The organism is Nocardia thraciensis (assembly GCF_054782435.1).
This window is the reverse complement of sequence record NZ_BAAGSM010000032.1, coordinates 24,315-46,451: the sequence shown is the minus strand read 5'-3', so window position 1 is coordinate 46,451 and position 22,137 is coordinate 24,315. Positions and strand designations below refer to the sequence as shown.

Annotated in this window: 17 protein-coding genes and 1 pseudogene; 4 read left to right on the top strand and 14 right to left on the bottom strand. The window is 63.8% G+C overall.

Annotation, left to right across the window (positions count from 1 at the left end; translation table 11 throughout):
* Positions 1 to 4: 4 nt before the first annotated feature.
* Positions 5 to 229, top strand: coding sequence for a hypothetical protein (locus ACYVLQ_RS20725; protein WP_460699167.1), 225 nt, complete (start codon positions 5 to 7; stop codon positions 227 to 229).
* Here ACYVLQ_RS20725 and ACYVLQ_RS20720 read toward each other — a convergent pair.
* The gene (locus tag ACYVLQ_RS20720) at positions 204 to 992 is read right to left on the bottom strand and encodes a hypothetical protein (protein WP_460699166.1); all 789 of its coding nucleotides are present in this window, start codon (positions 990 to 992) and stop codon (positions 204 to 206) included. The genes ACYVLQ_RS20725 and ACYVLQ_RS20720 overlap by 26 nt on opposite strands.
* A gap of 499 nt (positions 993 to 1,491) precedes the next feature.
* On the opposite strand from ACYVLQ_RS20720, the gene ACYVLQ_RS20715 reads away from it, so the two are divergent.
* Positions 1,492 to 1,965 (top strand): DUF3592 domain-containing protein, encoded by a 474-nt coding sequence (locus ACYVLQ_RS20715; protein WP_460699165.1) that lies wholly within the window; start codon positions 1,492 to 1,494, stop codon positions 1,963 to 1,965.
* On the opposite strand, the gene ACYVLQ_RS20710 is transcribed toward ACYVLQ_RS20715, so the two are convergent.
* The 3 genes from ACYVLQ_RS20710 to ACYVLQ_RS20700 form a co-directional block, all read right to left on the bottom strand.
* Positions 1,966 to 2,217 (bottom strand): transposase, encoded by a 252-nt coding sequence (locus ACYVLQ_RS20710; RefSeq protein WP_460699164.1) that lies wholly within the window; start codon positions 2,215 to 2,217, stop codon positions 1,966 to 1,968.
* A 62-nt stretch (positions 2,218 to 2,279) separates the two neighbouring features.
* On the bottom strand, positions 2,280 to 3,374 hold the full coding sequence (locus ACYVLQ_RS20705) for a thioester reductase domain-containing protein (protein ID WP_460699163.1): 1,095 nt from the start codon (positions 3,372 to 3,374) through the stop codon (positions 2,280 to 2,282).
* A gap of 1 nt (position 3,375) precedes the next feature.
* Positions 3,376 to 8,502: a type I polyketide synthase gene (locus ACYVLQ_RS20700; RefSeq protein ID WP_460699162.1), complete on the bottom strand. Its 5,127-nt coding sequence runs from the start codon at positions 8,500 to 8,502 to the stop codon at positions 3,376 to 3,378.
* A gap of 259 nt (positions 8,503 to 8,761) precedes the next feature.
* Here ACYVLQ_RS20700 and ACYVLQ_RS20695 point away from each other — a divergent pair.
* Positions 8,762 to 9,735, top strand: a pseudogene (locus ACYVLQ_RS20695) (alpha/beta hydrolase).
* A gap of 13 nt (positions 9,736 to 9,748) precedes the next feature.
* Here ACYVLQ_RS20695 and ACYVLQ_RS20690 read toward each other — a convergent pair.
* The 9 genes from ACYVLQ_RS20690 to ACYVLQ_RS20650 form a co-directional block, all read right to left on the bottom strand.
* Positions 9,749 to 10,498: an SDR family NAD(P)-dependent oxidoreductase gene (locus ACYVLQ_RS20690; RefSeq protein WP_460699161.1), complete on the bottom strand. Its 750-nt coding sequence runs from the start codon at positions 10,496 to 10,498 to the stop codon at positions 9,749 to 9,751.
* The gene (locus ACYVLQ_RS20685; protein WP_460699160.1) at positions 10,477 to 12,162 is read right to left on the bottom strand and encodes a flavin-containing monooxygenase; all 1,686 of its coding nucleotides are present in this window, start codon (positions 12,160 to 12,162) and stop codon (positions 10,477 to 10,479) included. Before ACYVLQ_RS20685 ends, ACYVLQ_RS20690 begins: the two co-directional genes overlap by 22 nt.
* 50 nt (positions 12,163 to 12,212) lie before the next feature.
* Positions 12,213 to 13,415, bottom strand: a complete 1,203-nt coding sequence (locus ACYVLQ_RS20680) for a cytochrome P450 (RefSeq protein WP_460699159.1) — start codon at positions 13,413 to 13,415, stop codon at positions 12,213 to 12,215.
* A gap of 1 nt (position 13,416) precedes the next feature.
* Complete coding sequence (locus ACYVLQ_RS20675) at positions 13,417 to 14,319, bottom strand: SAM-dependent methyltransferase (protein ID WP_460699158.1); 903 nt, start codon at positions 14,317 to 14,319, stop codon at positions 13,417 to 13,419.
* Entirely contained in the window at positions 14,312 to 15,289 is a 978-nt protein-coding gene (locus tag ACYVLQ_RS20670) for a hypothetical protein (protein ID WP_460699157.1), read from the bottom strand. The genes ACYVLQ_RS20675 and ACYVLQ_RS20670 overlap by 8 nt, the downstream gene beginning before the upstream one ends.
* Positions 15,290 to 15,425: 136 nt before the next feature.
* The gene (locus tag ACYVLQ_RS20665; RefSeq protein WP_460699156.1) at positions 15,426 to 16,817 is read right to left on the bottom strand and encodes a protoporphyrinogen/coproporphyrinogen oxidase; all 1,392 of its coding nucleotides are present in this window, start codon (positions 16,815 to 16,817) and stop codon (positions 15,426 to 15,428) included.
* Positions 16,818 to 17,639: 822 nt separating this feature from the next.
* Positions 17,640 to 18,317, bottom strand: coding sequence for a BBE domain-containing protein (locus ACYVLQ_RS20660; protein ID WP_460699155.1), 678 nt, complete (start codon positions 18,315 to 18,317; stop codon positions 17,640 to 17,642).
* A gap of 72 nt (positions 18,318 to 18,389) precedes the next feature.
* The gene (locus tag ACYVLQ_RS20655) at positions 18,390 to 19,064 is read right to left on the bottom strand and encodes an FAD-binding oxidoreductase (RefSeq protein ID WP_460699154.1); all 675 of its coding nucleotides are present in this window, start codon (positions 19,062 to 19,064) and stop codon (positions 18,390 to 18,392) included.
* Positions 19,065 to 20,170: 1,106 nt separating this feature from the next.
* Positions 20,171 to 20,509, bottom strand: coding sequence for a histone-like nucleoid-structuring protein Lsr2 (locus ACYVLQ_RS20650; RefSeq protein ID WP_460699153.1), 339 nt, complete (start codon positions 20,507 to 20,509; stop codon positions 20,171 to 20,173).
* A gap of 445 nt (positions 20,510 to 20,954) precedes the next feature.
* On the opposite strand from ACYVLQ_RS20650, the gene ACYVLQ_RS20645 reads away from it, so the two are divergent.
* Positions 20,955 to 21,326: a transcriptional regulator gene (locus ACYVLQ_RS20645; protein ID WP_460699152.1), complete on the top strand. Its 372-nt coding sequence runs from the start codon at positions 20,955 to 20,957 to the stop codon at positions 21,324 to 21,326.
* Between the two features lie 54 nt (positions 21,327 to 21,380).
* Here ACYVLQ_RS20645 and ACYVLQ_RS20640 read toward each other — a convergent pair whose 3' ends face one another.
* Positions 21,381 to 21,917, bottom strand: coding sequence for a hypothetical protein (locus ACYVLQ_RS20640; RefSeq protein WP_460699151.1), 537 nt, complete (start codon positions 21,915 to 21,917; stop codon positions 21,381 to 21,383).
* Between the last annotated feature and the right edge of the window lie 220 nt (positions 21,918 to 22,137).

Genomic DNA, 22,137 nt, shown 5'->3' with positions numbered 1-22,137 from the left:
CGCGGTGCCGCTCCACGACGGTCCGGGAGATCACCTCGTCGAATCGCACATCGAAACCGTCGGCGGCCTGCGGCCTTCTCGGCAGCTCACCAGTCCGGGAGATCAGGTCGAGGATCTGTTGCCGCTGGCCGATCAACCGTTGGTCCAGGCGGGTAAGTCGCGGCAGGTGCGCCCGAACTACCTCGCCGATGCGATCGAAAGCGCTACCGGGCAGGCGTTCTCGATCTGATCGGTCTCGGCGTGAGCGAGGGCAACCTGGGACGCACACGGCCTGCTGAGGATCGGTCCGAGCGGTCGCGCGCTCCGTGTATCCACTGGGTCGTCGCTGCCGCGGACGAGGCGACCGCAACGACCGCGGCGGCCAGTGCCCATGACGTGAGACCGGCGTTGGCGTAGGACATCCGCTGACTACCCGGTAGTGCGTATGTACTGGTGCCGAAGTAGTCGCTCATCAGCCAGCCGATCTGACCGCCGAGGCCGCCGCTCAACCCGACCATGGCCTTGACCTCGGGAGCCTTGCTGTTCAGGTAGATCAGGGTTGTGAGCGCCGAAACCGACGTCGCCCCGGCGGAAATCGTCACCAGGCGGGCCAGCGGCGCCGTACGGAGCCGCAGATTGACCAGTGTGACGAGAAGCGTGTGGGTACCGGCGGCGGCGGTGAGGATGCCCCAATACCCGTGCACCCTCGCGAGATCCGGCGGCGAGTGCGCCCAGGAGTTCATGAAGAGGGTGGTCGCGTCCATGCGACCGAAGGCGTCGATCCGAACCTTGCCGTCGAATCCCCCTGCGATCAACCACGGCTCGAACAGCAACGCGAGTACGGCCGCGCTTCCCACCGCGGCGCCAAGGTAGCCCCACTGCCCGGCCAGTGCCGACCGGATGGCCCGCCACGCGGCGCGTAATCCGGGCCTCCCGCGCCCGGCGTTGCCGTGCGCCGCCACCGGACTGTGCCGAAACTTGTTCTCCTGCCAGGGCGTTGGCTGCACGATCATGCTCACTTCGTCGAGGGGAGCCAGGAGGGATCCCGACGGCGGAGACTCGGTGCGGCGCGGCCCGAAAGCCGTTGGAGCGCCTGTCGACGGGCCTGGCGTCTCACCGTAGGCCGCCCCCGGCCGCGCCGAACATCGTTAGGACCACCATGATCACAAACCGTGGCGGACTCCTTTGGACAGGCACGCGTCAGCGGCCCTCCTCTTGAAAAGACCTTGGGCCCCGGTGCATACCTCCACCACCCAGGTGTCGATGCGCTGGAGCATCCGAAGTGAGCGGCCGCGGCGTGGCATTCTGCGGATGGTTCAGCTTGCCGGACCCACGACTAGACTTGGAGCCCGCTCCGATCGCAAGCATCCGGGGAGACAGCAGAATAAATGAAGGCGATGGCATTTCACAGTGCGGGAGGGTGTGCCGAGTGCTGGGCAAACACCCAATGAGCCACGCGGCGCGTCCGGGTCGGCCGCGAACCGTCCTCCCGGCGCGCAAGGCCGGTGAGGAATGACCTCAGCCTGGTGGCTACAACGTCCACGTATCGCCCGGACGGCCGTCGTCGCAGCCGCGGGAGCCGTCGGCTTCTCGCTGGTTCTATCGATTCTGATACTGAGCGGTACGCTGGAGAACCAGCCCTATCGAGACGCAGCCCGGACGAGTGCGACGATCTATAAGATCAACCGAAGTCAATCCATTGCTTACGTCAAATACCATTTCGACGTAAATGGCAAGAGCTACGTCGGTCAGACGCGAACCACGCGCTTGACCGGTGACCCGGCCGTCGGCGATCAGCTCACCGTCGTCTACTCGAAGCGCAATCCGTACGAATCGATGTTCGACGAGCCTCGGACGGAGGAGAAACCGCATCGGTTGTACTCCGTACTCATGGGAAGTATCGGGTTCGGGGCAGGTTGCGCCTTCATCGTTTGGTGGCTACTCCGCCGTTTCGAGCGCGGGCGACCCAGTCCAGGTGGGGGTTGATCACTTCGGCGAAGTCCCCGTCGAGTGAGCGCCACTTCCATGCGGGCGACGCCGATCTCCGCGGGGCCGCCTGCGCGGCCGGGCCTGGGCCTGTGGCCCCAGATCCCTGTCCAGGGGCCGGTTCTGCCACTCGGCCATCCCGTCCATCACCTTGTCGGTAATCGTCGAGATAGTCGATTTCGAGACGTCAGCGCCATAAGCCTCGCGCAGATGCGCGCAGATCTCAGTATCGGTCACCTCGAGCGCCTTCACATCAGAGTCCTTGTGCCACTCCTTGATTCGGAGTTACACCGTTGTTCTTACAGTCCTTCGAATCAGGGGGCCGGTATGTATCCCGTAGCGACGAGTGCGTCCAGAAAGGTGTTGACGAGTTGAGGCGTAGGTGGCGGGCAGTGGATGCCGGCGGCGGCGAGGATGTCGCGGGTGCGGTTCGCGGCGACCGGGGGGAGGCGGGCCCCTTCGCGCGGTAGGACGTCGACCAGTTCACACACCGGTGCGGATGCGGTTCGGAAGGATTTGAGGTGTTGCCGCCAAGTCTCGAACGGAAATGTTCTGAAGGTGTACCCACGGGCTCGTAGGCAGCTGAAATACCACGGCCAGGTCATCGTCTTGTTGACCAGATGGTAGGTACCCGTTGCCGAGGTGATCGCGAGGTGGACGATCGCTTGCGCGACGTAGTCGATGGGGGCAGGCTGGAATGGCAAGCCCAACTTGTCGGGGACACTGCGGCTTTCGATGCATCCTCTGGTGATCATGGCCAGATAGTCACGGCGGTTGAATTGACCGGTGATGCTGTGGGCGCCGGTGTTGATGCGGTGGATGGCAACGGGGAGCCCGCGGCGGCGCGCCCTGCCGACCATGTGTTCGCCGACCCATTTAGTTCGTGCGTAGCCGTTGTCGAGGGGACCGCTGTCACCGATGTCGATGCGTTCGGTGACCGCCTCGGAAGACGAGGCATGGGAGGAGAACACGCCGACTGTCGAGATATAGTGCACCGGAAGGACATTCGGACCCCGTGCTGCGAGTTGCAGTATTTGTTCGGTGCCGCCGACGTTGACCGTTTTCAGATCATCGTAGGACGCGCCCCAGTTCACGGTGGCCCCGCAGTGGACGATTCCGCCGATCCGTGCATGGAGACTCCCGAAACCGCGTGTGCCCAAGCCGAGATGGGCTCTACCGAGGTCTCCCGCGAGCGGCACGATGCGGTCTCGGTATCGGTCGAGGCGCAGGTTGTACGCGCGGTAAGTCGCCTCGAGGCGGCGCATGACATGGTCGGCGTCGTCGCCGCGTACCAGGCAGTACACCCGCCCCGGTCGGCGTCGCAGGAGCTCGGCCAGAAGGAATATGCCGACGAAGCCCGTGGCGCCGGTGAGCATTGTCGATTGTTGCGGTGAACTTTCGGCTTCCATATCAGGATTGGGCGTTCAGGTAGGTGGCCAGCGTGTGGACGGTCGGCCGCTCCCACATCAGCGTAGGCGGCAACTCTACCCCGTAGGCCCGGTTGAGGCGTGTCCTGATTCGCACGATCAGAACTGAGTCCAAGCCCGCCTCGGCGAGTGGGCGATGCACGTCGAGATGGTCGGGATCGATTTTGAATTCGGCCGCTATCGTCTGGCACAGGTCGGCGACGAGCGCGGGAAACCGTTCGTCGTCAGGCAATGCTCGCCAGTCGCGGTCGATCGTCGTATCGTCATGGGCCGCGACGACATCGGCGGACAAATCGTCGCGTACGGGTAGCGAGGTGGCGCCCGGACGCAGCGGCAGGACCGGAGTCACGACGAGGTGAGTGTCGGGAAAGCGAGCGGCGTGCTCCCAGGCTTGCAGGGCCTGGCCGGGGGTGACGGTGCCGAACCCGCGGTCCTCGGCCTCGAGCAGCGCCGCCTCGAGATGTGCGGACATACCGTCGCCGAGCCAACTGGTCCAGGCGATGCTGGTCGCCCCGTGGCAACCGGCCACGCGGCGGTGTGCGGCGAACGTGTCGAGGAACGCGTTCGCCGCGGCGTACGCGGTTTGCCCGGTGATGCGAGCCAACTGCCCGGCAGATGAGAATTGCACGAAGAAGTCGAGCGTGCCGGCGGGGAAAACGTGGTCGAGGGCCAATGCGCCACGCACCTTGGGCCCCATGACCTCTGCCAGCATCGACCGCGAGGTGTTCATGAGCATCGAGGCGCCGACGACGCCCGCGGCGTGGACGACGCCGCGCACCGGGGGAAGGTCCAGTGCTTCTAGCGTGGTGGCGAGTGCGTCGGCGTCGGTGACGTCGACCTGGACGGGACGGACGGTCACTCCTCTGGCTTCCAGCGCGCGAACGGTCGCTATGCGGCGGGCCACTGTCTCATCCGCTTGCGTATCCCACTCCTTGCGGGAAGGTAGCCCGTGTCTTCCAGCGAGAATTATCCGGCGTGCGCCCCGATCCGCGAGCCATCCAGCGGTCTTTAGGCCGAGCGTCCCGAGGCCCCCGGTGACCAAGTAAGTGGCGTCAGGTCCACATCGCAGCGCTGGACGGGCCGGTTGGGTGACCGATTCCAGACGCGGAACGAACTGCCCGTCAGCAGTCACCGCGATGATGTCCTCGCCCGACGCGCTGCCGACCATGTCGACAATGCGGTCGAGGGGCTCGTCGGGGTCGACGTCGACCAACCCACCCCAGAATTCCGGGTGTTCGCCGGCGATGATGCGGGCGACTCCCCACAAGGCGGCGTGCGCCAGGTTCACTCCGGTCCGCACACCTCGGGTCACACACCACAACCTCGGTTTCGTGTCCGATCGGGTGATGGCTTGCGCCGCGCGTATCAACGTCCAGGCGTTGCTTTCGGCGGCTGCGGCAAGGGAGCCGGCATCGCATGGCACGACCAGGACAGCTTCGCATCGCTGCTCGAGAGCAATCTCGGGTGCCGACCCGAGTACACATCGAATCTCCTTCTCGGCGAAGGATTGTCGGAGGGCGGCGAGTGTCCGGTGATCATCGCCGATCAGGGCGACGTCGGCTGCCGCATCGGTTGTGGTGGGCGAGGCGCGTGGGCGCCAGGCGAGGCGGTGCACAAAGTCGCGAGGGTCCTTCGGTGCGCTCGGGTCACCTTCCAGATCCGCCAGGCGGATACCGGTCAGTTCTCCGAGCAGGACATCATCGGCGGAGACGAGCCGCATATCGACCCGATCGGGGGCACGGAGAGTGCCGTGGACCCGGATCGTATCCGGCGGCTCAGCGCTCAGTCCGACGTACTCGATTCCGGCTAGAACGCGCGTCGAATCGTCGTCGGGATTCAGCGTCTGCAGTACCGTCAGTGCGCCGTCGAGCAACGACGCCCAGCGAGACAACGGCGGAGTCCGCTCCGCCACGGTGGTGATTGTCGCGACGAATTCATCGGTCCCACTCCACAGCCCCCTGAGCTGCCAACCAAAACCGTATCCTGCCAGCCCACGCCGCCGGATGCTTTGTTCTATTTCGGTCCAGGAGACGGCTGACCGGCAACGGGAGCGGGCCGCGGCTGAATCTCGCGTCTCAGCGTCGAAATGCCCACTCCGCGAGCTTATCCGAGCGCTCGCGTGGACCGTCCAGAGTTCATCGCCGGTTTCCGCGGCGGCTCTGCTCGCCAGTCGAACCACGTTGTCCTGCAGCACGATCTGGACGGCGCGTGGATCGTCGACTGTCAGCGCCATGCGGAGGTCGACGTCTGCCAAGGCGGGCAAGGCATCCGCCGACTCCGCCCGGCCGACAGCCATGAAGGAGGCGAGGAACACGGCTGCGGGCATGATCTCGACACCATGGATCCGGTGTTGCCCGGGGTAAGGCCTGGTCTCGTAATCGAGCCGCGTTTGCCACAGGCACAGTGGCTCGTGCCCGTGGACGGTGACCGGCGCACCGACCAACGTGCAGCTGTCCGGGTTGTGCCCACCCTGCGGCGCGTTCGGCGCCTTCGCGGTAAGCCAGTACGGCCGACGTTGCCACGCCATCGTGGGCAGGTCCAGCACGGCATCCTCGGAGAACATCCGCGTCCAGTCGACAGCGGCACCGTGACAATGCAACGATGCGAGGTTTTCCAATAGCATCTCGAGCTCGGGTTTGTTGCGGCGCAAGCTGTGTGCGACCAGCGCGTCGGTGATTCCCGCGCTGTCGAGGACCTCTTCGATGGAGTGTGCGACGATCGGGTGGCTGGATACTTCCACGAACAGTCGATGGCCGTCGTCGACGGCCGCGGCGACAGCGTTCGCGAACAAGACGGGATTGCGCGTGTTCTCACCCCAATAGCGGCCGTCGCGGACGACCTCCGAGCGCGGGTCGGTCGTGACAGTGCTGTAGAGCGGAAGCACGGTAGGACGGGGAGTCAGCAGTTCCTCGCCGGCCGCGACTATTTCGGGGAGGTAGGCGTCCATGTGCGAGGAATGGAAGGCGACTGTGGTGTCGACACGTCGGACCACGTGCCCGGCTTGCCGCCACGACTCAGCCGCTTGCTCGACGGGCAGGGTATCGCCCGAGACGACCGTCCACGTCGGGGAGGCCGCGATCGCCGCGGTCACTCCGACGGGCACACGCGCAGTCGCCTCGGCGAACGGCATGTCGACCATCGCCATGGCGCCCGGCCCCGCCGCCGATGCGAGGATAGAGCCACGGCGGCATACGAACCGGGCGGCCTCGTCCAGTTCCAAGGCGCCGGACACCACCGCCGCCGCGATTTCTCCCAGGGAGTGACCGATAACCGCCCCGGGTCTCATACCGTGGTCCGCCCATACCTCGGCCAAACCGACCTGCATCGCGAAGATCATGGCCTGGACGCGCGGTAACGCTGTCCAGTCGCCGTCGGCGATCGCCTCGCGCGGGGAAATGTCGATTTCATCCTGATAAATCGGTGCCAGCCGGTCCATGATCTCCGCGAACACGGGCTCGTCGTCGAGTAGCTTGCGCCCCATGCCCTCCCACTCCGCACCGTGACCGGAGAACACCCATACGGGGTTCTCCCCACTCACTGGCGCACACCACGCGGAGGACAATTCGTCGCACCCATTCGCGTACGCGCGTAAGGACCGGGCGAGTCCGGCAGCATCGCTCGCGACAACGGCCGCACGCTGTTCCAAATGTGACCGCCGTCGCGCCAATGTCGCACCGATTGAATTCGTGGGCGCATCCGGATGGTCATCGAGCCACGAGGCCAGGCGGCCGGCCAGTTCGCGTGTACCCGCCTCGGAGCGCGACGACAGCGGAAAGACCGACAGCCTCGGATTCGAAAGCGAAGGCGCGGACCATGTTTCGGTAACGGTGGGCTGCTCGACGATGAGATGCGCCAAGGATCCGCCGACTCCGAAGCCCGAAATTCCGGCACGTAAGGCACCATCCTGCTCGGGCCAGTCCATGAGTTCGGGCACCAACCGCAATCCCGAAGTCGCCCAATCCACCGCCGGTGTGATTTCGGTATGCAAGCTGGGCGGCAGTTGGCGGTGCCGCAATGCCAGTATCACCTTGATCAATGCAGCGACACCGGCCCCGGCCTCGAGATGCCCGATATTCGGTTTGGCCGAACCGATCAGGCACGGCCGGTGTGGCAGCCGACCTGCGCCGAAGAATCTCGACAACGCTTCCGCCTCGATCGGATCGCCCACCGGGGTACCGGTGCCATGCGTCTCCACATACGACACCGACTCCGGCGTGATTCCGGCCCGCGCGTACACCTGCCGCAACATATGTTCCTGCGCTTCACCGTTCGGCACCATGAAGCCCGCACCCGTGCCGTCATGGAAATCACCGCTGCCGCGGACGAGTGCCAGTATCTGGTCTCCGTCCCGCTCGGCGTCGGACAGCCGTTTCAGCACGACGACACCCGCGCCATCGCCACGACCGTAGCCGTCGGCTGCCGAGTCGAACGCCTTGCTGCGCCCATCGGCCGCGGTCGCACCCGCCTCCGCCAGGGCGACTGCCGGGCCGGGCCACGAGGCGACATTCACGCCGCCGGCGAGAGCCGATGAGGCTTCCCCCCGCCACAAATACATGCATGCCAGATGAATCGCGGTCAAAGAACCCGCACACGCGGTATCCACCGTCATGCTCGGCCCGCGCAGATCGAGGGCGTAGGAGATTCGGTTCGAGATGCCGAAGGCCAGACTCCCGTTGACGGCCCAGGGTTCCAGATCGGGTAGGTGCGCCATGAGTCGCCCTCCGTAATCCAGGCACGTCGCCGCCATGAACACGCCAGTCTCGGTGCGGCGCAAGTCGGTGGGCGGAATCCCGGCTCGCTCCAACGCCTCCCACGCCAACTCCAGCATCATCCGCTGCTGCGGATCCACAGACACTGCCTCTCTCGGAGAGATACCGAAGAACGCTGCATCGAATCCCGCCACATCCTGGATATAGGCACCGGACGGCGGGCAGCGCCGGACGGCGGCCACGGACCGCGGATCGGCCGGCGCATCCATTCCCCATCTCGCCAGTGGCACGTCACCAATGCCGTCGCGGCCCGCGGTAAGCATCGCCCAGTAACCGTTCGGTGTTTCCACATTCGGGGCGAATCGGCAACCCAAGCCCACCACCGCGATCGGCTCGTCCATCAGCGATCACCCTTCACCATGTTGTCGCACAACAGTTTCCGCAATCCGCTTATCCCGGCGTTGTCCTCAGTTTGCGCAAACTGTTCGCGGCGTTCCATGTCGCATGTCTCATGTCGGATATGCGCGCCACGCATCTTCGCGCCGATAGGTGCCGCGCTGGCCTGTACTCGTCGTCTGTCATCGAGGTCCGACTCCAACCACTCGAAACAGCAAACCGGACAGACACCGGCCAGCCAGGCTCAGGCATAATTGGCCAGGCATGCGCGCACCCGGACCTGTCCCCTGCCAGCATGCGGGATTCGAGAGAGAGAAGGAACCCGCTCGTATGAGGGCCGGCGACTTCCACGACGAACTGCGCGCGACGGCGCGAGTGCTGCCACGTAGTGTCGTCGGTAGGCGTAGCCTGCCACTATTGCGTGCACTCACCTCGGTACTGAAACATCGGGTGCCACAGGATGTCACTGTCGAGAAGGTTGGTCCGGTCACCGCCCGAGTATTCCGTCCGTCAATCGTGACCGGGAAGCGGCCGGGACTGCTATCGATGCACGGTGGCGGATATGTGTTCGGCGTGGCCGCACAGGACGATCACGTGTGCCGACACTTCGCACGGGAACTGGACATCCTGGTGGCAGCGGTTGACTACCGTCTGGCGCCGGAGCATTCGTTCCCTGTCCCGCTGGAGGACTGCTACACCGCGTTGACCTGGTTGGCCTCCCGCGCCGACGTGGACTCCGCACGTATTGCGGTCGGCGGCGCGAGCGCCGGCGGCGGATTGGCCGCCGCTCTGGCGTTGCTCGCCCGCGACCGCGGTGCTTTCCGCCCGGCCCTGCAACTGCTGACTTACCCCATGCTCGACGACCGCACCGCGCTGCGGCAAGGCCTCGACGAGTCGAAGGTGCGATGTGGAACAAAAGATCCAACCACTTCGGCTGGCAGTCGTACCTGGGCCGACCGTTGGACGGCGCCGAGCCCCCGGAACCTGCAGTCCCCGCCCGCGTTGCCGACCTGTCCGGCCTACCTCCCGCCTGGGTCGGTGTCGGCACCCTCGATCTATTCCATGACGAGGACGTCGCCTTCGCCAACCGACTCACATCCGCCGGAACGCCCTGTGACCTGCTCGTCGTGGACGGCGCTTTCCACGGATTCGACGTGATCCGTCCGGATCTCGCGGTGTCTCGGGAGTTCCGAGCTGCCCAGACCCACGCTTTGGCGTCGGCACTCATACGGGGCTGAGCCAGGTTGCCCGTCACGTGGTGGTGTAGCCGCCGTCAACCAGATGCACGCTGCCGGTGATGAAAGACGCTTCGGGTGAGGCGAGGAAGTGGATGAGCGAAGCTACTTCTTCGGGTTTGCCTGCCCTCTTGATGGATTGGGTCGCGATGGCGGCCTGAAGGTGCAGTTCGGCGATCTGGGCAGGCAGGTGCGCGGTGATCGGTGTGTCGATCACGCCGGGGGCTACAGCGAGGACTCGGAGGCCAGTCCCGCCATATTCTGCGGCCGCGCTGCGGGTCAGTCCGATGACGGCATGCTTGGTCGCGGTATAGGCGGCCGCGAACGGCAGGCCGACGATGCCTGCTATCGAGGCAGTGTTGATGATCACGCCGCGGCCCGCGGCCAACATCGGTGGGACCTGCGCCTGCATTCCGTTGAAGGCTCCGAAGAAGTTGACGCTCACGACTCGCTGGAACAGCTCTGGAGTTATTTCGTGCAGCAGAGCCGGATCGCCCGATATTCCGGCGTTGTTGACGGCTATGTCCAATTTGCCCTCTATGTGGAGGATCTCGTCGATACAGGCACGGGTCTGGGCAGGATCGGTGACATCCAATTGCACGGCTCGAACGGAAGGACCGGTCTGGGCCGCGACTTCCTTGGCTTGGTCGATATTGATGTCGGCGCTGACGACGCGCGCACCTGAAGCGGTAAAGGCGCGTACGCAGGCCGCGCCGATGCCTGACGCACCGCCGGTGATCATGACTACTTGTTCGTGGAGCGACATGTTTCGGTCATCCTCTCAACGGTGGTGTATTCGAAATCGGCCAGAACCGGACGATGTAAGGCCCTCCGGAATCGGCGGGGGTTCCAGGGCCACAGCAGTGGAGTTTGGGCGCCCTCGGTGTACCAGCTGCGGCATCCGCTTGCCCAGGCGGTCCGACGAAGGGCAGCGTAGGTTTCGACCATGAAAAGGTCGGTAGCCCGGTCGGTCGGCATCACCGCGATTCGGTCTTTTGTGCGAGTGAGAAGTCGGATCCACTTGATGACGTAGTGGGTTTGCGTCTCGGCGGTCATCACCTGTGACTGGTTTCCGATCGGGCTGTACGGGCCGATCAATGTGAAGAAGTTCGGGAACCCTGGAACAGCTACCGAACGGTATGATCTGAAGTCATTGGTCCAGGTAGTGGCGAGATCTTTCCCGCCGGAACCGATTACCTCCAGCGGTCGCACGAAGGCCCGGCCGTCGAAACCGGTGGCCAGGACGATCGTGTCGACAGAATGGAAGGTGCCGTTGGCTGTTCGAAATCCGTCGGGAGCGATCTCGGCGATGGGCAGGTCGACGAGAACGACGCCATCGCGTTGCAGTGCCTGGTAGTAGCTGCTCGAAACCAGGATCCGCTTGCACATGATCCTGTCCGGGGGGCGCAGCCTGTCGCGCAGGTCGGGGTCGTGGACTGCCAGTCGCAGATGGGCTCGGCAGGCGCACGAGATCAGCAGCCGCGCGGGCCCCGGCCGCAGCGCAGCAGCCCCGGTGAGTAGTTCGAACACGATTCGGCAGCACAGTCTGCTCACTTGACCGGATTTCGGCCACCGGTGAGCGAGGGCACGGCGGATACGGGTCGTCGGTGGATTGGCTATCGGCATGATCCACTGCGGGGTGCGCTGACATACGAACAAGGTGTCGATCGACCCGGCCATGGCCGAGACGATTTGGGTGCCACTCGCGCCAGTACCGATAACCGCCACCCGCCGGGCAGACCGGACTGCCGCGACATTCCATCGGGCCGAATGGACAATCGTGCCTTCGAAAGTATCGAGGCCGGGGAGATTCGGTTCGACCGGGTGTCGAAGGAATCCGGTGGCCGTCACCAGAACGTCGGCGGTCGCGCAACCGTCGGTCGTCGACAGCTGCCATTGCGCGCCATCCCATTGCGCCTTGGTTACCTCCGCATCTAATCTCAGGTGTGATTCGAGCTGGTAGGTGGCGGACACTTTGTGCAGGTAACGATGGATCTCGCTGCCGGACGGGAACAGCCGAGTCCACGACGAATCCTGGGCGAATTTATAGGAGTACAGCGTCGCTGGCACGTCACAGGTAAGGCCGGGATAGGTGTTGTCACGCCACGTGCCCCCGATGTCGGATGCCCGCTCGTACACCGTGAAGTCGACTTCCGTCATTCGCGAGAGCTGGACGGCCAGACACAGTCCCGAAACTCCGGCGCCGATTACGGCAACCCTGAGACGTCGGGCGGGTGAACTCTGGTCCCACTGTGAGGTATTGGAGTGGCCGGGCCACCCAACGCTAATGCTCAAACCATGCTTGTAATTGGATATCACGTTCAGTACCTCTTGGTCCGTCAGCCAAGAAAGTGGCTCGGTGTTCGGGTGACAGCCCTGAGCGAGTCCTCGGCTGTCAGCCGCAATGCCGGACCACGCCAACCACGCCATTGGATGCATTCAGACTGCCCCGACAACTCCCTGTAGGGCCCTTGACCTCCTTACCCAGCGCGATCGAGTTGGACGGGCAGATGGGGGTGCGTAGGTATCAGCAGATGCGGTCGTACCGGCAGGGTTTCCAGTGGTCGGGCCAAACTGATACGCCGGAAATGGTGGGTGATTTCTTCGACGGCCGCGCAGCCTTCGGCACGCGCGAGGCTGGCGCCCAGGCAACGGTGGACACCGTATCCGAAGGACAGATGGCCTGCCTGGCCATGGATGGCCTTGTTGGCGGCACCGAGGACCAACAGTAGGTGCGAACCTGCGGGGACAACTCGGTTCAACAACGTGACTTCTCGGGTTGTGGTGCGGAAGATGTTGGCCGATGGCGTTCGTTCGACCACGCAGCCCTCCACGAAGGACGCGACAGTGTCGGGCTGACAGCGCAACTGGTCGATCAGCTCGGGATTCTGCGCAAGTCGGACCGCGATGTGGGTGAGCAGGATGACCGTCGAGGCGCTGCCTGCGGGGAAGAGGATCAACAGGAACTGGATGCGCTCGTGGTCGGTGAGCATGTCGCCTTGTTGGACGAGGTGACTGAGCAGGCTGTCGTCAGGCCGGTTCGCCAAGCGCCCAGCCTGCTCCAGGAAGTAACCGGTGAATTCCTTGGTGAAATCGAGATACGTCCCGAGAGCGTCGGAGGGCAGTTCGGCACCCGTGGCCAGTGCACCCAGAAGTGCGTCCCATCGGGTAATGGTGTCCAACTCGGTTTCCGGCACCCCGATAATGTCGGCTATTATCCGCACCGTATATGGCACGCAGAAGTCCTGCACCCAGTCGCATTCGCGCGGGAGCGCCGCCAAAATGACAGCCGCCTTTTTCTGAAGGGTTTTGCGTCGTCGTTCTACCGCCGCTTTTGTGAAGAAGGGAGTTACGGCCTTCCGCAGACGTTGATGCAGGGCCCCGTCACTAGTCATGATCGACTCGACCGGAGAAACGTAGTACTTGCGCTGCTCCTCGGTAAGGTGGCCAACGAGCGCTCGGGTCGCTTCGGTCAGCGCCGGGCTGAAGGCGTCAGCCGACGAAAATATCTCCGGATCTCCCAGGATTGCTCGAACCGTGCGCGGATCGGCAATCAGATAGAACCCCGTGGATAGGTCTCTATGAATACCCCCTTCGGCAAGAAGGGCGTCGAAAAGCGGACGTGGGTCGCGGTGGGCGTCGGGATCGAGCCTCAAGTACGCGCTGGCGTCGACAGCGTTCATTTCAGGACTCCCCGGAGGGCCGTGCCGGCCGAACGGCATTGCCTACAGCGGCAGCGATCCAGGCGCCTATCGTGAATTTTCCGACGCGTCCGGCTGCGGCGGTGGTGGTGCAGTGGTAGTACATGAACCTGCCCGCCGGGTCTGCCCTGTTCGCAATTCCAGCCGCGGCATTGTCGAACAAGTCCCAATTCGGTCCGAGGTTCGTGAATTCCGCCATATCCCGACACGACTCGACGGCGAATCCAGCCTCGGTAAGCAGCCAGGCGGCCTCGCTCGGCCCGATTATCTCCGGTAATGCCGCAAAATGGCATACCGGCTCGATCCACCTGCTGTAATCGGCAGCGCTCAGGTTATCCGAGCACATCCAGTCGGTACCGGTAAATACCGCGCCCGACTTGAGCACGCGGTGGATCTCACGGTACGTGGCCGCCTTGTTGGGGCTGTGACACAGCGCATCGATGCTGTAGGCGCCATCGAACTCGCCGGTGCTGAACGGAAGGTCGGCTGCGAAATTCGCCGCGACGTAGTCGATCTGCGAGTCGAGCCCAGCCTCTCGCGTGAGGTGCTCGGCGATCGCGAGCTGCTCTGCGATGATGTTTATCGCAGTAATATGCAACCCGGGGACAATCGCGGCAATGGTGCGAGCAGGACCGCCGACACCGCAGCCGATATCGAGAATGGACTGTCCCGGCCGGAAAATCCGGGCGATCTGTCGCTCCTGCTCCACGCAAGCCTGCTCGAGGGTCTGGCCCGATGCGAACGGCGGTAGATGAAAGGAGTACCCCCAGTTGTCGATGTAGGGATGCGTAGCCACCTCGTAAAATGACTGCAGAAGTTCGGAATTGTGTGTTGTACGCGATTCGGATGTCAGGCTGATCTCTTCGAGAAGGGTGATTTCAGTCACTTTCCCTCTCCTTTTTCAACTGGGTGTAGGTGTAGCGGTAGTCGCCGGGCTCGTCAATGTGGGTCCACGCGATGGCGACGTCTTCGGGTCTGGCGATATGCAGGGCCGTAGTCCTGTTGTAGCGACTGCATCCGTAGGAGACCACGACGAGGCCCGTGATGAAACGCATCAGATATTCCTTGTCGTGGGGCGCGATTTCATCGGTGTCCTGGATTCGGAAGAGTATCTCCGAATACGCGGCCAGCGACGCGGAGACTTTTTCGTGCTGCGTTCCGGGCAAATAGTTGAAGGTGTGCCCGATTTCCTTCTCGTAGGCATGCCGCAGCGATCCGTGGATGTCGAAGGCGAGTATGGCCGCCTCCAGGGTCTCCTCTATCCACGGCTGAGGGATGTCGCGGAGGTCGACACCGGAAATGATGGCGCAGGCCAGAAGCCCGCCGTAATACCAGCCTTCGCGATTGCGCCAGCGCAGATATTGGCGGTAATCTTTGCCGTTCGTCTCGCTGCGTACTCGGCTGCTTTCAATTCCGCGTTCGACTCGGTTTTCGGTGAGTTGGGAAATCTGCCGGTGGAATCCTTCCAAAAGAAGATTCTTTGTCCATTCGTCGAGACTTGCCGTTGCCCGCCGCGCCCACTCCCGGATCGGGCGACCCCGGTATGCTCTCGCCAGAAGATCTTCGCCGGTGAATGTTTTCATCTTGGTTGCCGCGGTGTCGAATACGGCAGACATCGCGCCGTAGACGATCATCGCCTCGCGGTCACGTCCGGGTGCTGTGACCGGCGAGATGATCGCCAGCAATGCGTAGGCCATTTCCAAGCACTCGCGGTCCACTTCGCGGCTGATCCAGGGCTGTTCGTCATCCGTGCCGATCCAGCAACGCCGCTTCATCCGCTCCTGCCTGTGGGCACGGCGGGTCCGGCCGAGGAGATCCTGCCACGTCGAGCTATCGAACAATGCGGCTGCGGCCACGAGAACACCATCCTTGTCACGGGTTGAGGGTCTTGGCGGGCTCGGGAGAAATGGGGGTGTCCGGGCGTTACTTGCATCCCGTGCCGCGGAACACACGGTCTGTCGGGTGCGGTCGACATGGGCAGTCGTCATCGGTTCACGGCCTCGCAATCCCGTCCGGATGGCGTGCGACTATCTGGTCCGCGATGTGCTGACCGCTTGTCAGGCTGCCGATGGTGGACGAATAGCCCAGGTTGTCCCCACCCGCCAGATAGATTCGGTCAGGTCGGCCGCCGAAGCGTGCGACCTGCGCGAGGGCGCGCAGATCTCCCACTCGGCGGCGGACTACGCCCGGGGAGATCCGCTCGACTCGCGTCTGCAGTATGTGCTGATCGGCATCGGGCGATATCCGTACTCGGCGAAGCCCTGCCAGTGCGCGATCGATGATTGCTTTGTTATCGTCGCCCCACAGCCTGTTGGATGCGTCGCCACGGAAATAGGCGGTGATCATGGCGCACCCATCCGGTACGCGTTGCGCCGCCAGGTTGTGTTGGAGGACGAACCCGGCGAGGTCGGGCTCGTCGCTGCGCGCCACGCACACCAGGACAGCACGCTCGACCGTGGTCTCGTCCAGACAGACGGTGACCTGGATAAGCCGCGAATAGGCAGTAGCGGCAAAGGTATCCCGCAGCGGGGCGGGAAGCTGCGGGCAGATCGCCGCCGCAGAAGGGGGCGGAACGGCAAGGACCGCAGCCGGCGCTCGGCGGACCCGATCCGGCTGACCTGAGCTGCCATACGTGACGTAGACACCGTCGTGCCGCTGTTCCACGTCGACGACGTCGCTGTGGTAGTTCACCGGCAGGCGGGCAGCGAGTTCCTGCGGCAGGAATCCGCTGCCTTTACTGGACGTGAACAGGCCTCCGTTGAACAGCACAAAGGCCAGAAACAGCATCGGAGTCACCGCCGTGGTGCTGTCCGGATCGTCGAGACTCAAAATGGTCGCCAAAGGGTCGAGCAAGCACTCGACGGTGCTCGAGCGCAGCCCTCGTCTGTCTGCGTACTGAGCCAGTGACTCCGTGTCCCAACGTGCCGCACTCGTCATGTCTGCCGGATGCAGCGCGCGCTGGCGCCGTACAAAGTCGGTTGCCAGCCTGAGCCGGTCGGTCCACCGGATCGATTCGAGCAAGCCACCGGTCACCAGACGCAACGGTCGCCCAGTACGCCCTCGGTCTATCGACCCGCCATGAGCGATCGCCACCGTGTCAGCGGCCGCCACTACCTGACCAGAGACACCGAGGTTGGCGATCAGCCCGAACATCTGCCCGTATCGCATCGCCAGCAGTGGGGCGCCCAGGTCGATATAAAAGCCACCCTGATCAATGCTGGCCATGCGTCCCCCCACACGAACCCGCGACGAACGTTCCAACACCACCACCGGCAACCCGGCCTGCTGCAACCGAAACGCAGCGGACAACCCGGCAATCCCCGCCCCCACCACGACAATCGCCGCATCATCCGGGACGTACGGATTGGATGAGTTTTCAAACATATTGCCGCCCCGGGTGACGGGAGGTCGCGGGCCACCCGTAGCGACACGACAACGGCCGCAGGCATTTGCCGCCCTCCAGGAACTCCCGCGGCGCCGACGCAACTGCAGAGACGTACCGGCCCTCGACCGATCCCGGTACCGGCGTCGATGTGCGCATCGGGTTCTCCCAACATCGGTTCCCGGAGATCGCCGGGGACGACCCGTTCAGCGTCACTGGTTTGCCAACCGCACGGAAGCCACCTCCCCGCATAATCTGAATGCGCGACATGTATAAATCCCAGATGTCGCGGTGCCTTGCTGTGATCGGATCGAGCGGCTCGACCGGTGAACTCGGCCGCCGGGCGAAGGTGCCGGATGTGGTCTTGTTCTCCCGACTCGCTCCGATCCTGCCGGCACGCCGGCCAGTTGGTCGCTATGGCTATTCCCATACCGGTTGGGGCCGAGAACATGAACACTCGCTCGCCCCAGCACCGGAATTCCTATATCGGCCCATCTCCGCGACATACGCTGGGCTCTACAAGTAGTTTCTTATTATCCCCATATGGGAATATCTAGTTTGGCATCCATATAAAAACGGAAATTTCGCATGCGCCATCATCCATTCCACCGCCCGTTCGTCATCAGCCGTATCCGACGTGATATCCGGTGGAATTATCTCCCAGTCGGGCTCTGCACCCAAGGTGGAATACCAGACGAAGATCGCCCCTGCAAGCTCCCGGAGGGTGCGTACTGTTGTGCCGATCTTGGGTGGGCGGTGACCCGTTGCGGTAGCCACGCACTCACCCGTTGGAGCGAATTGCATTGCATGGAGCGGAATGCGGGCTATTCGACGAGCCGGCCGCGGTCGCGTAACTCCGAGATCGTGGAATCGGGTAGCTCCAGTCGTCGCGCCTGCGCTCGTGAGACCGAACCGGGTATGCCATGGTCGAAGCCGAATACGCCGTCGGGGTCGTAGCGGTGCTTTACCTCGACCAGTCTGGGGAAGCTGTGGCCGTAGAGCAGGTGCGGCCGCGACTCGATGCCGGTATTGGTCCAGTTGAGGTAAGCGCCGCTCGTTTGTGGCGCCACTTGCCGGTAGAGGCCGTCCACCCAGGTGACGCATGCTTCATCGTGGTGTGGATCGGTCCAGTCCGATCGAATCATCATCAGTTGCCCGGTGCGGCCGTGGGCGAACGACGTTGTTGCGCGATCGGCCGCGATGGCCAGTTCTCCCCCGCCGGGCAGACACCACACAAACGAGTTGCCCGGGGTGGTGGTGTGCCATTGACGCAGTGCAGCGAAGGCGTCAGCAGACAGCGGTTCGCCGAAGAACGGTGACGCGGTGGCTGCCCTGGTGCCGGAGTCGAAGGACCGGTCGGCGATCTTCGCCAGCAGAGCTGCCGTCGCGGTGGTAAATGTCGTTGCCACAATACTGCTTTGAGTCGGCGGCGGGACGAGATCGAGTAGCGGACGAAGTGTGGCCGCCAATTCTTGTTCGGTGCCGGGAAAGATGCCTCCCACGTCGATGCGATCAGCGGCTGTTCGGGGCCACATGGCCAGGAACGGTGTGAGTCGTGTGTCGGCGGTCGGCGCCTAACGCTGCCAGGTGTCGTAGATGTGTTCGAACTGATCCCACGGCCATGACACGAGGTAGGAGACCGCGGTAGCCAGCGGTGTGAGGCGCAGCGTGAAGTTGGTGACGATCCCGAAGTTTCCTCCTCCGGCGCCGAGGCAGGCCCAGAACAGATCGGGTTCGCCGCTCGGCGTGACCAGTCTGATGTCGCCTTGGGCATCGACGATTTCGAGGGCTGACACGTTGTGCGCCATCGCGCCGAGCCAGCGCGCCAAAGCGCCGAGACCACCGCCGGTGATGAAACCACCCAGTCCTACCGTGTGGCTGACGCCGCCCGGCACGACTCGGTCGATCGCCGCCAGAGACTCGTACACCGCCTGGACCCTGGCGCCGGAACCTATGGTGGCGTGTGCCGCGTCGGCGCTGATGTCGATGTGGTCGAGACCTCGAAGGTCGATGACCATCGTGTCGTCGGCGGCGGAGAACCCGTCGACCGAGTGTCCCCCGGAACGCAGACGCACAGGAATGCCTCGAGCGCGGGCATCCAGCAGGGCGATGGACACTTGCTGAGCATCTGCGGGAAAGACGATCTCCAGCGGGTTGGTGTGAAACCGTTCGTTCCATCCGCCGCACAACCGACCGAACGCGTGATCCGACCTGGTGACACGTGCGAGACTTCGAGCCGGATTGCCCATGGTGTACCCCCGCCTATTCTCGGTACAGGGTCGATCGTAGCGAGAGAACACCTTCGCCGAGCGGAGGTTTCGGAAGTCCGGAAATATCGGACGACGGTCTCCACATCGGCATAGATCAATACACGCCCCAGACCGTTGTGTGTGGCCGATTTCGGTGGCCTAGACCTAACTCGAGCGATCTGCCGAGCTCGAGAGGATCCCCAGCAAACCCCTGCAGGGTCCCAGATCAGCGGCCCGCGCAAGGACAGGACGTAGGGTACAGGTGAAAGCCAGGTGCCGGGGAAGACGCTTCCTGCAATGGAACTGACGACCGTGTGATGGATTTCGGATGGGGCCGCCGGGTGCGGGTGCGAACCGCCGTCTCGGCTCCCCCAGCCAGATCCGACGTGACGGCGCACCTAGTGAATCGGCTGGGTTGTGCAGTTGCGCTCGTCGTTGACCAAGTGGAAGGCGATGGCCAGATCGTTGATGGCCGACTGCCACGCCGAGTCACTGGCATAGCCGCGGGGTGACGAGCCAATGCCAGCAGCGTGGTGACGGCATCGACAGCCTGCGCGGCGGCACCCAGCAAAGCGGGCACCGGCGCCGGTTCTCCACGAGAGGTCAAAGTGGCGATCTGGTGCCGCAACCATTGCGCATCGAACTGAGCCTGTTCACACATCGCCGCATGCCCCGTTACGCGATCGGCACACGTCGCAGCAGACATCCAGCGTTGTACCGACTCGCCGAGCGGGGCGGTGGTAACCGCTGTTCGCAACTCGCGGTTGACAATTCCGTGCAACAAACCCAGCAGCTCAGCGTGTTCGGTACCCGAATCGGGCGAACCCAGGCTGTCGCTCCCACTCACGGCCTCGATATGCAATACCGCGAGAATCGCCCGCAGCTGAGCAGACGTCACCACGTCAACGCCCACAGAACGCATCCAGCGATCCGTACCGGGCCCCGATATCGGCCACCATATACGTCACAGCCTTGCTCGGCGCCATCAGCGCTTCCTCTCTCACGCTCGATACCCCTGTGTTGTTCACCCGGATCAGCGTCGCTGTCTCGCAGCTGACAGCGCGAACGTCCGGTGCGGAGTCGGGCCCCGGGCAGCAGTAGCCCGCTTATGCGGTCGCCCGCCGATACTCCTCCACAATCGCTGTCGCCACACGGCCACGACCCGACACCGAATGCCCGTTTCTCCGGGCCCACTCCCGAATCTCCTGGGTCTGTTGCTTCTCCGCGGCAGACCGGGCCACCACACTCCTCTTGCCGCTCGACTTGCCGCGGACCTTCCGAGCGTGCCGAGCCCATTCCGCGAAATGCTCCCGCAATCGGTCGGCGTTCACCGCCGACAGATCGATCTCGTAAGCAACACCGTCCAATCTGAAGGCCACCGTTTCCGCGGCCACCGACTCCGCGTCGCAATCGTCGATCATCTCCACGGTCACCCTGCGCACCACCGACATTCCCTCCACAGATGTGAACGATCGCTGACTTCCCCCTGACACATTTACCGCAGCTTCCTCGGTGTCTCAGTCTATTTGCGGCCGCGGCCGAGCCGAGAGGACAAGCACGTGCCCCCTGCGCCGGATCGCCCGGTGCGGCGGAACCGGCTCGGCCTCGAACTGGCTCTGGCCCAATAGATTCCGCCTCGACTGACCCCTTCTCCAGCTAACTTCCGATAGCGAATATTGTCCTGTTCGACGTCGTGTCACCGATATCGAGGCATCACAGTGCCAACGCTCGATGGCCAATCGAACATGCCGACTGGTTGGACGTCCAACCAGGTTGAGTTACCTTATGGTTAACTGAACTGCGGTAGGGCCGCGTCGGCCTTGGTAGTTGATCGTGTTCGGGGGACGAATGGCGCATCGAGACTCGCGCGTGCGGTGGTTCGCCGCCAGATTGACCAAATTGTGGGCGGGAAGAGCCGCCAGCAACGGCCGAGTCCTCCGCGACGAGGAGGTCGCGGCGGCGCTCACCGCCGCAGGGCACCCGATGTCCGCACATCGGCTGGCACGGTTGCGCCACGGCGACGACGAGGCTTCTGAAGATCTGGTCGAGGCACTGGCGAAATTCTTCGGAGTCACCCCGCCGTACTTCGACAACCCGACGGCGATGGCGGGACAAGGCCGCATCGTCAGCGGATTCTCCGACCCGAGATTCCGCCGACTGTTGCGACTCGCTGACGGATTGTCCCCGGAATCCCAGCATCTGCTGTACTCCACCGCCCTACACCTGCGCAGAGCGGAAGAGCTCGGTTCCACCGGATGGTGAGGCAATTCGTTCAAGAGGCACGTGGTCGGTGGAACCGATGGGACACTCGGAGTCTCACCGCAGGGTTTGGTAGGTGTCGGACCAGTACCGGCCGAGCCGGACGTAGACCCGTCTCTTCCATGGATCTGTTCCTTCGTCGTCTTGGATCAAGAAGGCAGGGTCGTGGTCGAGGGCGTCGGCCACGACCTTGCTGTAGCGGCTGGTGGGCGGATGGAAAATGAGGTAGTCGAGGATGCCGCGCGGGTCTGCGGGATCGGGTCGGGTACTGGGGTTGGTGTACCAGAACGCCGGGGTGAACAGGCCACTGTCGTCGCCGTCGACGTCGACGAGGATGCAGAGCATGCAGTAAAAGTCGTGCTCACGGCCATGCTCGACGATCTGGTACAGATGTGCGGCTGCGGCGCGGATGAGCAGTCGGTTTTTCTGTTCGACGGGTAGGCCGTCGAGGAAAGCCAGTTGATCGAACCGAGAATAGAGCGGTGGTTCGTCGAAAAGTTCGACTGGTTCGAGGAAGCCGTCGAGATCGTCGAGTTGCTGCTCGCGGATCAGCCGCGCAAAGTCGGCGGCGCACCTCGCTTCGGCGTCATACATCAGACCACCGCCGGGTAGCGGTGCGGCGAGATCTGGGGAATGCCGGTCTCGGCCGCGATCTCGCCGAGGCGGCCGAGAATGCTCTGACCAACACCGCCTCCGAGTATCTGCCTGTTCCGCAAGGCCCACGGAGTGCGCCGGGATCATGGGTCAGCATGTCCAACGCTCCCATATCCGTCTCGGGCATTCCGTTCAAATGGCACGAAAATGGCGCTCCGGT